At 59.3% G+C, this 12,942-nt stretch carries 13 protein-coding genes; 1 reads left to right on the forward strand and 12 read right to left on the reverse strand.

What is annotated here, in order from left to right; all coding sequences use genetic code 11:
* Positions 1-2: 2 nt before the first annotated feature.
* Entirely contained in the window at positions 3-1,658 is a 1,656-nt protein-coding gene (locus ATO10_RS10525) for a pyrroloquinoline quinone-dependent dehydrogenase (RefSeq protein WP_035251250.1), read from the reverse strand.
* A gap of 236 nt (positions 1,659-1,894) precedes the next feature.
* Here ATO10_RS10525 and ATO10_RS10530 point away from each other — a divergent pair, with 236 nt between their 5' ends.
* Complete coding sequence (locus ATO10_RS10530) at positions 1,895-2,635, forward strand: SDR family NAD(P)-dependent oxidoreductase (protein WP_035251253.1); 741 nt, start codon at positions 1,895-1,897, stop codon at positions 2,633-2,635.
* Positions 2,636-2,665: 30 nt separating this feature from the next.
* On the opposite strand, the gene ATO10_RS10535 is transcribed toward ATO10_RS10530, so the two are convergent.
* The 11 genes from ATO10_RS10535 to ATO10_RS10585 all read right to left on the reverse strand — a co-directional run bounded on the left by ATO10_RS10535 (position 2,666) and on the right by ATO10_RS10585 (position 12,892).
* Entirely contained in the window at positions 2,666-3,022 is a 357-nt protein-coding gene (locus ATO10_RS10535) for a Lin0512 family protein (protein ID WP_035251254.1), read from the reverse strand.
* Positions 3,023-3,025: 3 nt separating this feature from the next.
* Positions 3,026-3,370 (reverse strand): Lin0512 family protein, encoded by a 345-nt coding sequence (locus ATO10_RS10540; protein ID WP_035251256.1) that lies wholly within the window; start codon positions 3,368-3,370, stop codon positions 3,026-3,028.
* The gene (gene lipA, locus ATO10_RS10545) at positions 3,367-4,302 is read right to left on the reverse strand and encodes a lipoyl synthase (protein ID WP_035251258.1); all 936 of its coding nucleotides are present in this window, start codon (positions 4,300-4,302) and stop codon (positions 3,367-3,369) included. Before lipA ends, ATO10_RS10540 begins: the two co-directional genes overlap by 4 nt.
* Positions 4,303-5,358, reverse strand: a complete 1,056-nt coding sequence (locus tag ATO10_RS10550) for an ABC transporter ATP-binding protein (protein WP_035251260.1) — start codon at positions 5,356-5,358, stop codon at positions 4,303-4,305.
* Between the two features lie 4 nt (positions 5,359-5,362).
* Positions 5,363-6,463, reverse strand: a complete 1,101-nt coding sequence (locus ATO10_RS10555) for an ABC transporter ATP-binding protein (RefSeq protein ID WP_035251262.1) — start codon at positions 6,461-6,463, stop codon at positions 5,363-5,365.
* Positions 6,464-6,467: 4 nt separating this feature from the next.
* On the reverse strand, positions 6,468-7,412 hold the full coding sequence (locus ATO10_RS10560; protein WP_081806497.1) for a carbohydrate ABC transporter permease: 945 nt from the start codon (positions 7,410-7,412) through the stop codon (positions 6,468-6,470).
* Positions 7,409-8,266 carry a carbohydrate ABC transporter permease gene (locus ATO10_RS10565; protein ID WP_035251264.1) on the reverse strand — a complete coding sequence of 286 codons (858 nt, stop codon included), beginning with the start codon at positions 8,264-8,266 and terminating at the stop codon, positions 7,409-7,411. The genes ATO10_RS10560 and ATO10_RS10565 overlap by 4 nt, the downstream gene beginning before the upstream one ends.
* Before the next feature lie 85 nt (positions 8,267-8,351).
* A complete protein-coding gene (locus tag ATO10_RS10570; protein ID WP_155886749.1) occupies positions 8,352-9,980 on the reverse strand; it encodes an extracellular solute-binding protein in 1,629 nt (542 codons plus the stop codon).
* Between the two features lie 148 nt (positions 9,981-10,128).
* A complete protein-coding gene (locus ATO10_RS10575) occupies positions 10,129-11,865 on the reverse strand; it encodes a sigma-54-dependent Fis family transcriptional regulator (RefSeq protein ID WP_051598084.1) in 1,737 nt (578 codons plus the stop codon).
* Between the two features lie 205 nt (positions 11,866-12,070).
* Positions 12,071-12,550, reverse strand: a complete 480-nt coding sequence (locus ATO10_RS10580) for a peroxiredoxin family protein (protein ID WP_035251266.1) — start codon at positions 12,548-12,550, stop codon at positions 12,071-12,073.
* A gap of 9 nt (positions 12,551-12,559) precedes the next feature.
* Complete coding sequence (locus ATO10_RS10585; RefSeq protein WP_035251268.1) at positions 12,560-12,892, reverse strand: carboxymuconolactone decarboxylase family protein; 333 nt, start codon at positions 12,890-12,892, stop codon at positions 12,560-12,562.
* Positions 12,893-12,942: the final 50 nt, after the last annotated feature.

Genomic DNA, 12,942 nt, shown 5'->3' on the forward strand with positions numbered 1-12,942 from the left:
ATTTAATCCAGGGCAAAGGCGATCAGCGCCGCGCCACCCGGAAGACCGACAATGTCGGGGAAGGCTGAAGCCATGAAGCCCGGTGCGTGGCTGCCAAAGCCCGACGGCACCAGCAGGTACTGCTTGCCATCCACGCCATAGCTAACGATGCCCGAGCGGATGCCCGACCCCGTCGCAAAGCTCCAGACTTCTTCGCCGGTCTGGTCGTTATAGGCGCGCACAACACCGTGCACATCGCCGTTAAAGACCAGCCCACCGGCCGTCGCCAGAACCGAACCCAGACCCGGGATCGGATAGTCGACAGTCCACTTAAGCTCGCCGGTGATCGGGTCACGGGCGTCCAGACGGGCGCTGGCTTTCTGGCCCGGAGGATCAACAGCTTCCAGCACCGATACACCCAGATACAGGCCGGCAATGCCGATCTCTTCGTGGTTTTGCGGTGCCGCCACGATGCGGTTACAGACCTCCATCGCGTTGGTGTACCAAAGGCCGGTATCGGGGCTGTAGGCGCCGTGGTTCCAGCTGCGCACACCCAACAGATAGGGGCACAGGGTGGTCTCTTCGCCTTCAACCGGTTCGTTACGGCCAATCAGCTCGCCGGTTTTGGGGTCAATGCTTTCCACCCAGTTGTAGGTCTGCGACAGCGGCCAGACATTGACGACCGAGCCGTCATCCTTGTTCAGCACCGACACGAAGCCACCTTTGTTCAGGTGGAAGATCACATCCTTGCCTTCATGTTCGATGGTGACGGACTCGTAAGCCGAGTCATAATCCCACACGTCATGGGGCACTTCCTGATGGTACCATTTCAGCTCACCCGAGGGCGCATCAATGGCCAGTACCGAGGCAGTGTACAGGTTGTCGCCTTCGCGGATGCTGCCAAAGAAGTCAGGCGCCGCATTCGAGGTGCCGATGATGATCGCATCGCGTTTGGCGTCGTATTGACCGGGCATCCATGCGCCACCGCCACCAACATCACCGGTATCACCAGGCCAGCTGGCCTGATCATCCGAGATGGTGTCAAACGTCCAGGCGGGCTCGCCGGTCAGGGCGTTCACGGCCCAGATTTTACCGCGCTGAGGCTGGTCGCCCCCCGTGGTGCCGCCGTACAGGATATCCCCGGCCAATTGCGGCGGAGACGAGAACAGGCAGCCATAGCACTCTTCCAGAATGGTGATCTGGCGCGACCATTTCACCTTGCCGGTTTCCTGATCCAACGCGATGTAGCGCCCGTCCAGCGTACCCAGATAGACCATGCCATGGCCCACTGTCACACCGCGCGACGCGGCCTGATAAAACACCCGGCGCACGATCGGGTCCAGATCGGGTTTATAATGCCAGATTGTCTCGCCGGTTTCGCCGTTCACGGCATAGACGTTGTTGTTGGGGCCAACATAGTAAACGATCCCATCAACGATGATGGGGGTGGCTTGCAGGCCGTGCTGAATGTCACCGGGCTGGTGAATCCAGGCAACGCGCAGGTCTTTGATCGTGTCGGCATTGATTTGGTCCAACGGGCTGTAACGCCAGCCGTCATCGGTACGGTGATATTTCGGCCAATCCTCGTGGCCATCGGCCACAGCGCTTCCCGGCGCCAACACCGCCAAAGTCGCGGCAAAGGCCGTGCCAAGCATCCCTAACTTAAAAGTCTTGGGCATGGTTTCCTCCCTATGCTCTGTTCACGGATCGGCGCAGATGCAGACCCGCAAACCCCTGCAAGCAACAGCCGTGCCAAAATTTTAGAAAATCACGCGAGCAAACGTATTTATCTCTTACTCTCTGAACCTTACGCGTAGTCAGACTTACGGCACCTGCTCGATCAGGGGCCTATGGCACCCTCGTTGCTTCAATGAGTCCACGCCCGCTAAAGGCGTTCATTTCAGGGAGGAACAAATTGACAGATTCACAGACTCTTCAGGGAAAAACAGCACTGGTAACCGGCGGCAGCCGGGGCATTGGTGCGGCCATCTCACAGCGCCTCGCGCAGGCCGGTGCACAGGTCTATCTGACCTATCAAAACAACAGCGATGCCGCTGAAAGCGTCGCTAAAAGCTGTGGCAAAGGTGCGCGCGCGGTGCAATGCGATGCGGGCGACGTGGCTGCCGGAAAACTGCTTGTCGATCAGCTGGCCGCAAAACACGGCGGGCTGGACATTCTGGTCAATAACGCCGCCGTTCTGACCGCCGCACCCCTGCCCGACTGCACCGAGGAAGACTTTGACCGCAACATCGCGGTGAACCAAAAAGGCGTGTTCTTCCTGACGCAAGCCGCCGCCAAGGTCATGCCAGCAGGTGGGCGGGTCGTAAACATCGGTTCGATCTTTGGTGAAACCGTCCCCTTTCCGGGGCTGGACCTGTATTCCATGACCAAGTTCGCCATGGCTGGTCTGACCCGCGCCTGGGCGCGCGATCTTGCCGAGGCTGGGATTACCGTGAACTGTATCCAGCCCGGCCCGATCAACACAGACATGAACCCCGAGGATGGGCCTCTGGCCGAAGCCATGTTGCCCCGTTCGCCCATCGGGCGCTATGGCCGCCCCGAGGAAATCGCCGAGATGGTCGCCTATCTGTGTGGCCCGAACACCGACAACGTCACCGGAACAATGTTCAACAATGACGGTGCGTGGAACGCCTAAGCCAACCGGCGACGCGGGGTGCCCGCGTCGTCAGCCTTTCAACGTGAAGGGATGATCCGACGTATCAAGCCAGGCTTTCACACCGGCAACGGCCAGCGTTATATCCTCGGCCCCGCCCATGCCAACGTCGTCCAAACCGCCTTTCACAACCGTCACATCGACCGTGCCAAACGGCAACGCTTCGGCCACCGCTTGTTTATCCAGCTTGTCGGGATCAGGCACACCAATGGTCACCTCAACCCGCATTTCGGACGGGTGCTTATAGGCATGAAACACCGTCAGAGAGCTATGACGGATCGCATCCGAAATCGCCCGCAGCGCCGCTTTCGTCATGTCGCGCCCGTGCACATCGGCGCCCATGCCCATTTCCAAGATCAACGGCTCCATGGCTTATCCTTTCTGGTCCACATCGAAGGACACGGTGACGATGGCATTGGCGATGATCGGCCCCTGCCCGCGCATCTCCAACTGCAATCCACCCTGCACGGCCTCGGCGGTGACGGTGCCCACGGGGGCTTCAGCCTTTACGGCCTCCAGATCGACCTTGTCGGGTTCTGAAACCCCCACGCGGATATCCACCAGCATCGACTCGGGCGGGAAGCCAAAGGCCTGCGCCACGGTCAGATAGTTGCGATGCAGGGCGTCATGCACGGCGCGGCAGGCGGCTTTGGTGAAATCCTTGCCCTTCAGATCGGTGCCCATGCCCATCTCAACGGCGAATTGGGTCTTGCTCATGATGTTCCTCCCTGTGCGGCGCGCAGCCGCTCGAAATCTTCGCCCGCGTGATAGCTTGATCGCGTCAGCGGGCTGGCCGAAACCATAGAGAACCCCTTGCCCCGCGCCATACGCTCCAGGCTATCAAACTCGTCCGGCGTCACATAGCGTGCCACCGGGTGATGCTGTGGCGTGGGTTGCAGGTACTGGCCGATGGTGATGAAATCAACGCTGGCGGCGCGCAGATCATCCATCACCTGCGCGACCTCTTCCAAGGTCTCCCCCATCCCGACCATCAGACCGGATTTGGTGAAAATGCTGGGATCAGCGTCCTTCACCTGCCTGAGCAGCCACAATGAATGAAAATAGCGCGCGCCGGGGCGCAACTTCAGATACAGCGAGGGCACGGTTTCGATATTGTGGTTAAACACGTCCGGGCGGGCCTTGATCATCAGATCGGCTGCCCCCGGATCACTAAGCCTGAAATCCGGAGTCAGCACCTCGATCGTCGTGCCCGGCGACTTGCGGCGGATGGCGCGAATGGTGCGGGCGAAGTGATCCGCCCCGCCATCCGACACGTCATCCCGATCAACCGAAGTCACCACCACATGCGACAGCCCCAAATCGGCGACCGCCTTTGCCACTTTGGCCGGCTCGAACATGTCCAAGGCTTCGGGCCGGCCAGTGGCGACGTTGCAAAAGGCGCAGCCGCGGGTGCAGATGTCGCCCATGATCATGAAGGTCGCATGGGATTTCGACCAACATTCGCCGATGTTGGGGCATGCCGCTTCTTCGCAGACGGTGGTCAGCCCGCCCATGGCGCGCTTGGTCCGCTGCACCCCCTGCCCCGCGGGCGCCTTGACCCGAAGCCATGGCGGCTTGGGCAGGCGCGGCGCCGGAGCAACCTTGGCCTTTTCAGGATGGCGCAGAGAGGCAGAGACCGGCGCGTTCATTTACAGCCGCCCTCCGTCTTCTGCGAACAGATGCAACCGCCGCGCATCGAACCGCGCGGTGATCTGCGCGCCTTCGGCCAGGTCGATCTGACCGGGCGCGCGCAGTTTGACGATCTGATCGCCCAGCGTCGCGTTGACGATGGTGTAGCCGCCCAACGGTTCAATCGAACTGACCGTGACCGGCACACCAAAGCCATCGCCTTGCAGCCAGATGTCTTCGGGGCGCACGCCCAGCGTGACGGCTGCACCCACCGGTGCGGGGTCTGGCAAGGGGCATGGTGCCCCAAAAGCCGCGCTGATGAACGAAGTTCCATCATCCGAAATCCGCCCCTCAAAAAAGTTCATCGGCGGCGAGCCAATGACCTCGGCCACGGCCTTGGAATTGGGGCGGCTATAGACATCATCCGGCGTGCCGATTTGCGCGATCTTGCCATCAATCACCACCGCCACGCGGTCTGAAATCGCCATGACCTCTTCCTCGTCATGGCTGACGTACACGAAGGTCTGGTTGTTTTCGCGCTGCAGGCGTTTCAGCTCGACGCGCATTTCTTCACGCAGGCGGGCATCCAGCGCCGCAATCGGTTCATCCAGCAGCATCGCCCGACTGTCCGCCGCAAAGGCACGCCCCAACGCGATACGCTGGCGCTCCCCGCCCGACATCTGCGATGGGTTCTTGTGCAGGATATGGCTGACATGCAGCACCTCGGACACGAAATCCAGACGCTCTGAAATCTCGCGTTCCGGCGCACCGCGTTCAGTCAGCGGGAAAATGATATTTTCACGCCCCGACATATGCGGAAACAACGCAAGGTTCTGAAACACCATGGAAATGTCGCGTTCAGCGACGTCCAGATTGGCGGCATCGCGGTTTGACAACACCACCTGCCCTTCGTCCGGGTCCAACAGCCCAAGGATCAACTTCAGGATCGAGGTTTTGCCGGTCGAGGGCGGGCCGAAAATCCCGAAGAACTCGCCCTGCGCCACTTCCATATTGATCGGCCCCAAGGTGAAGCCGGGATAGGATTTCACCGCATCGCGGATCTCAATTGCGTTCATGGTCTTATCCTCCCAACCGGCGGCCCGAGGCCAGATCAAACGCCAGACTCTTGGCTGGCGGCATATAGAATGGCACCTCGTCACCCACGTTCAGCTGATCCTGATCGTCAATGGCCAGGAACATGGTTTCCAGCACCTGCAGATAGACCAAACGCTTGGGGCCGACACGCTCCAGCACCTCGACAGTGCCGTGCATTTCGATATCGTCCTCGGCCCGGCGCGCGCCGAAATAGATGTCTTGCGGGCGAATGCCGAAAGAGCCGCTATGCACCTTGGTGTCCGAGCTGAATTCTGACCGCACCTGCCCCGACAGCGGGATTTCCGCGCCGCCATGCACCATCAAACGCAGCGTGCCGCGTTCCTCGCGCAGCTCTCCGTCGATCAGGTTCATACGCGGGCTGCCGACGAAGTTGGCGACAAACCGGTTGGCCGGGTTGTTATAGATCTCCAGCGGCGAGCCATATTGCATCAGCTTGCCCTGATCGATGATCGCGATCTTATCGGCCAGGCTCATGGCTTCGATCTGATCGTGGGTCACATAGATCATGGTCTGACCGAATTCGTGCTGCAGCACCTTCAGTTCAGCCCGCATATAGGCGCGGAACCCGGCATCAAGGTTCGACAGCGGTTCATCCAGCAGGAAAATCCGCGGCTCGACAATCGCCGAACGGCCGATGGCCAGCTTCTGCATCTCATTGACCGACAGGCTGGAGGCCGGTTGATCAAGCCGGTGGCTGATGCTCATCCGGTCCGCCATGGCCTTCACGCGGCGGTCAATTTCGGCCTTGTCGACCTTTTTGACCTCAAGCCCGTAGGACAGGTTCTTATAGACCGACAGATGGGTGAAGATCGCATAGTTCTGGAACACGAAGCCGATGTTGCGGTCCTGTATTTTGGTGCCAGACAAGTCTTGACCGTCAAACAGGATCGACCCTTCGGTCACGTCCTCCAATCCCGCGATCATGTTCATCGTGGTGGTCTTGCCGCAGCCCGAGGGGCCCAGAAGGGCGACGAACTCGCCCTCCTCTATGTCCAGGCACATGTCTTCTACGGCGGTGAAGTCGCCAAAGCGTTTTGTGACGTTGTTGATTTGTATCGAGGACATCTGATCACCCGTTCTTCTTGGCCATGTAGGACAGGCCTTTTGCGGCGATAACGCTGAGCACGAACAGGATCGTCAGACCAATCGCGGCCACGTAAGCCCATTCCAGCTCGCCGAAGGTTTGCTTGTAGAGGAAAAGCGAGATCGTCTCGGTTTGCACACCGGGGCCGCCCTTCGTCATGATGAAGATCAGGTCGAAGATTTTGAAACATTCGACCGCCCGCAAGACCAGCGCAATGATGATCACCGTCTTCATGCGCGGCAGCACGATCTTCAGAAAGTTCTGCCAGTTCGACCCGCCCAGAAGGCGCGCTGCCAGCAATTGATCGGATGGCACGCCCAGCATGCCCGCCAGCAGGATCAGGAACATCAGCGGCGTCCACTGCCAGATGTCCGCAATGATCACTGAAATCATCGCGCGGTTCACATCCGTCAGCCACGAAAAGTCCGCCGGCAGGCCAAGGTGGTCATTGACCGGCCCGGTGCCCTGAAACAGCAGGAAGAACATCAGACCAACCACCGCAGGCACCACCATCATCGGGGTCAGCATGATCGAATAGAAGATCTTGCGCCCGGGGAATTTGTCGACGAACAGATAGGCCAGCGCCATGCCCAGAAAGAACTGGATCGGCACGGCAATGCCCATGATCACCACGGTGCGCCACAACGCGCCCCACAGACGGGGATCGGTCAGCAGGAACCAGTAGTTTTCGCCCCAGCTGAAGACCTCCCATGCGCGGTACCACGGGATACCCTCAAGCGGCGTCCACCAGGTCACACTCAGGTAAAGCTGCATCAGCAGCGGGAAAACCACGATGAACAGCAGCAGAAGCATGGTCGGCAGGATGAACCAGAAGCCCATCTTCTGGCCGTCCCGCGCCACTGTGGCCCAATAGCCTTTGCGCTTTTCGCTTTGGGTGGTCTGCGAGGCAGGAGTAGGAATATCGGTCATTGTTTCAACGCTCCGAAGGTCAGGCCGCGCACAAGGTGTTTCTGGATCATCAGTCCGAACACCACGGGCGGGATGGCTGCGATGACACCCAGTGCGGCTTTCATGCCGTACATCTGGCCGCCCATCGCCGAGGTCAACGTGGCCATGTAAACCGGCAGGGTGACCCAATCTTTCTGGGTCAGCAGCAGGGCCAACAGGTAGTCCGACCAGTTCAGGATAAAGACAAACAGCGCACAGGTGGCGAGGCCGGGTTTCACGATCGGCAGGGTGATGCGATAGAACACCCGCCAGTAGCTGCATCCAGACACGCGGGCGGCGTCTTCGATCTCGACCGGGACTTCTTCAAAGAAGGTCTTCATCAGCCAGAAGGCGAAGGGCAGCGTGACGATGCCATAGATCAACGACAGGCCCCACCAGGTGTCGACCGCGCCGATAAAGGCCCACATGACCATCACAGGGATCATCACCGCAAGCGGCGGGAACAGGCGCAGCTGCAACACCGACAGAGGCAGCGATTGCGCCAGGCCAAAGCGGACGACCGCATAGGACGCCAGCGTGCCACTGACCACCGCCAGCAACGTGCCGCAGATAGAGGTCACAAGGCTGGAAATCAGCGGCCCCACAATGGTGCGGTCCAGGCTGACGACAAGGCCTTCAGCTTCGCCATAGAAGATGAACTCGAAGTTCTGCAACGTGGGGTTCTTGGGGAACCAGGTTAGCCCCGACACGGTGGTCCATTCGGGATACGGTTTGAACGCCATCGTGACCATCCACAAAAGCGGATAAAGAACCACGGCTGCCGCCAGCAGAACAAAGACATATTTCAGCGCCAGAGCGCCCGGTGACACCTTCACGGGAAGGCCCTCCCTTTATCTGAGTGTTAGGGTGTGCCGGGCCCAAAAACGGGATCGCAGGCTCGGCACATGAGAACGAAGTCGATTACGCAGGGTCCACAATCGTGGGCCAGGTTTTCCGGCTTGCCTGGATCGCTTCGACAATGCCGTTCCGCTTTTGTCGCTTAATGATCCGTTCCCATTTCTTCTGCGCCGCATCCATGGCTTCGCGGGCGGTCTTCTGACCGGTGATCGCAGCCTGGATTTCCTCGTCCAGCGCATTGTCCAGCGCGGTCTGGCCCGCAAAGTTGATCGACGGCACCGAGCGCGCGATGGTCGCAGGGATCGTTTCCATCGCATAGTCATGGTAGGTGCTGGCAACCAGCGGCTCTTTGAAGTTGGCCTGCTGCATCGGGTCAAAGTAGCCACCCGGGTTGCCCGCCATCCACGTATAGGTGCGGGTCGAGCTGAGCCACTGTAGGAACAGATACACCGCCTCGGGATAGTCCGACTTGGACGAAATCCACGCGGTGATGTGATAGTACAGCACCGAACGGCGGTTGATCTGATCGCCAAACTGACGGCCCACCGGCAGGTGGCTGCCGATCATGCCCGTGGCTTTGGATTTCGCCGTGCCGTCGGGGTTATAGCCGTCACCAAACTTCACCAGATTGGTATAGATCGCGGTGTGCGGGATCTGCAGGTTCCACATGGCGGCATAGGCCTCGGCCCAGGTGAAGGTCAGCGCATCCGGCGGGCACCACTCGAACGAGCGCACGTGCTCTTCGGCGCATTGAATGCCCAGATCACTGTTCAGGTTCGGGTTCCCGTCTTCGTCAAAGAAGTGGTAGTTGGGGAAATCCATCGAGGCAAACCGCGCATAGAACGTCGCCAGACCCCAGAACGGGCTCATCAGGTTGCCGTTGCCATACATGGTGCCATGGCCGAAATCCTTGCCGGTGAAGAACTCGGAAATGCGGTCGACCTCTTCCCAGGTGTTGGGCGTGGTCAGCGCATGGCCGGTTTCCTTCATAAAGGCTTCCTGCACGTCTTCGCGCTCGTAGATGCCTTTCAGGTAGAACCATGTCTGGAAATCGCCATCCAGCGAGAACGAATAGTAATCGCCGGCATAGGTATAGAGCAGCTGCTCCATCTCGGGTGTCGGCGTGCCGCGCTCACTGTCACCCCAATCGGGCTGATACTTGGCAACGAAATCCGAACAGTTCACCGCGCCGCCCGACGACACCAGATCGCCGGTCGAGTTCCACGGCCCGGTATAGATGTCAAACGTGCCATCGCCGGTGGTGACGTCCTGCATCACCTTCTTGAAGATATCCTCGGCGGGGGCGCCGATAATGTCAATTTCAATGCCGGTTTCCTTTTCCCAAACCTCTTTGGCCGACGGCGCCCCATCGGGGAAAGGTTTGGTGATCTGGCCAATGGCGCCATCGGTCAGCAGCATCGAGATCTTCTTGGGGGCCTTGCCCGCAGCCTGCAGCGCCTTGATGCCCTCAATCGCGCGGCCTTCGGACATTGTGTTGTTGTACTGGAAGCGCTCTGCCCCCTCAAATCCGGTCGGGCCGCCGGTCATGCCCGGCGCAAAGCCATTGGCAAAGGCTGGCGAAGCCACGAAGGCGCTAAGCCCCCCCATCCCCGAAGCCGCCATGGCTGCCGTCGAGGTTTTCAGGAACTCGCGCCGCGAGGGCCCAAAGCCCTTTTTGGTATCAGTCTTCATGTTTTCCTCCCAAACAGACAAAATCGTTTTGTCCGATTGGGAATAAGCAACGAGCATGCCACGCCCGTTAACACGTTGTTAAAAATGAAAAACCCGCCCAGTTGCGCGGGCGGGTTTTCCTAGGGTCATCTTAGGGTGTCTTGTTAGATCACAAGGCGTTGGCCACGTGATCGGGCAGGTCGTCCAGCTCGACGATCTCGTCCTCGCACAGCGCCACGCACAGCTCAAAGACGTTGATCATTTCGCGCACATTGCCCGGCCAGTCATAGGCGCACAGGGCTTCTTCGGCGTATTTGTCGAACCGCAGCGGGTGCTCTTCTGACACCAAGGCGGCGATCTGCCGGATCAACCAGGATTTATCCTCGCGGTCGCGCAACGACGGGATGTTCAGCACCACACCGTTCAAACGGTAATACAAATCCTGCCGGAATTGGCCCTTGTCGACCAGCTCCTTGAGGTTGCGGTGCGAGGCCGAGATCACCCGCACATCCACCGGCACCGGTTTGGTCGCGCCCACGGCCATGACCTCGCGTTCGGCCAGAACCCGCAGCAACCGTGCCTGCAAGGCCAACGGCATATCGCCGATTTCATCCAGGAACAGCGTGCCGCCATTTGCCTGTTCAATCAGACCTTTCTTGCCCTTGGCATGGGCGCCGGTGAACGAATTGGGCGCATAGCCAAACAGCTCACTTTCGATCAACGCCTCAGGCAGCGCGGCGCAGTTGATGGCCACGAACGGCCCCTTCTTCTTGCGCGATTCATGCAAGGCCTGCGCCAGAAATTCCTTCCCGACACCGGTTTCACCCTCAAGGATAATACTGATCTGTTTGTCGACCACGCGGGCAGCTTTCTTGGCCAGCCGCTGCATCTGGCTGTCCCCACCATGCACCTTGCTCAACGGCAAAGGCATGTCGCGCGCAGGCGTGGCTTTTTGCGGCCGCATCGGCGCCTGCACATCGGCAAACAGCACCTTGCCATCATGGGTTTCCAACGCCTGTTCGCCGGGTGTGCTGGCACCAATCAGACAGGGCAGATCGTTGAAATCAAACTCGAATATGTCTTCGAACGGCCGCCCGATCAGGCTTTCAGGCGTGCGCCAATCTGTTTTAAGCGTGTCTGCCATCATCCGATGCGCCCCGTGCGTGACACCCGAAATCGTACCGTCATCCGCAATGGAGACGGCGCAGTTCGGATCAACGCCCAGAAACTCGGACGAACCATTCAGCCGCAAAATCCAATCGGACTTGCGCGAGGCCATCAGATTGGCCAGCTCAATCCGCCGTACGCAGGATTTCACCACTTCCAGTGTCAGGGCCTGACTGTACTTTTCAGTCGGCGACATCAGCAAAGACACGTCCAAAACCCCGACCATGTTCCCGTTCGGATTATAGATCGGCGCGGCGGTACAGCTGAGCGGCGTATGCGCCATATCAAAGTGATCAGTCTGGTGGATCGTGATCGCCTCGCCCGAGGTCAGACAGGCCCCCACGCCACAGGTTCCAGCGTTTTCTTCGCTCCATTCCGAGCCGATATAAAGCCCGGCGCGCTTCAATTCACGGTCGACCTTTTCGTCGCCAATGAAATCCACGGTGACGCCCTTGGCATCGGTCAACAGCAGCACATAGCCCATCGAATTCACGCGGCGGTACAGGTCCTCCATCCCGAACCGCGCCATCGACAACAGGTCTTCGGCTTCTTGCTGATGTTCCTTCAACACCTGTTCGGGCACGATCCGTGCCTCGCCCTTGTGTTCAGGATCAAGATTATAGTCGTTCAGACAGCGCAGCCAGGATTGCACCACAGCCGCATCGCGACCGGTCTGCCCCCCCTCTCCTGCGGTGACGATCTCATGCACATGCTGTGCGAATGCTCTCGCTTCGGCCATTGCAGCACCCCTCCCAAAGTGGTTGCAACCCGAGGAATTTCGGTGTTCTCGAACTCATCCATCCTAATGGCAATCGTTAAAATAACCAAACGTTTCCTACTTCCTCCGTCTCAGAAAACGCTCAAAACACCCCCAACTTCCCCCATAAGTTGACGCAGGGGCAAGGCGCATATCCGCGCACCACCCCTGCGGATTGATTTTCGAATCAAAGATGCGCCTGCATCTCGGACGCGCCACTGCCCGTCACGACGGTGGCATCCGGTTCGATGAAGATTTTCTCTACTTTGCCGTCGCGCAACACGGCGGCATAGCGCTGCGCGCGCATGCCCAAACCGATCTCGCTCAGATCCAGTTGCTGACCGGCGGCGGCGGCAAACTGTTGGCTGCCATCTGCCATGAACTGCACACCGGCGGGTGGCTGAAAGTGATCAGACCACGCCTTGGTGACAAAGAAGTCACTGGCGCTGAGGATCACGATATCATCGACCCCCTTGTCCAGAATCTCCTGTGACTGGGCGATATAGGCGGGTACGTGATCGTCGTTGCAAGTGGGCGTAAACGCCCCGGGCACCGACACCAACATCACGGTCTTATTCTTTGAGAACTCGGCCAGATTAATCTGGCGCACTTCACCCGCATCCAATTGCTGAACGGGCGTTTGTGGGATCATTGTTCCGGGTTTCATCAACCGCTCCTATAGGTTGTCATAGGCGTCAAGCGCCTTGGCGGCGTAAACCGCGCCGGGTCCGCCGGACATTTCAACAGCCACGGCGACCACTTCGATCAGCGTGTCGCGGGTGGCCCCGTGTTTCTTGGCCTCTTCGACGTGATAGATGATGCAATCATCACAGCCACGGGCGGCAGCCACGGCAACAGCGATCAGCTCTTTCATCGCGGTGCTGACAGCACCTTCGCGCACCGCCGCATCAGACAGCGACTTGAACGCCATCATGGATTTCTGGTCGGCCTTGAACAGCGCCATCAGGCGTTTGTTGTTTGCGGCCAGTTTCTGTTTTGCGTCAGACATGACACCTCCGAAATTTCAGGTGACGCGCCCGGCCGGGAGAACCGGGCGCG

The sequence above is a fragment of the Actibacterium atlanticum genome (assembly GCF_000671395.1).
Taxonomy (GTDB): Bacteria; Pseudomonadota; Alphaproteobacteria; order Rhodobacterales; family Rhodobacteraceae; genus Actibacterium_D; species Actibacterium_D atlanticum.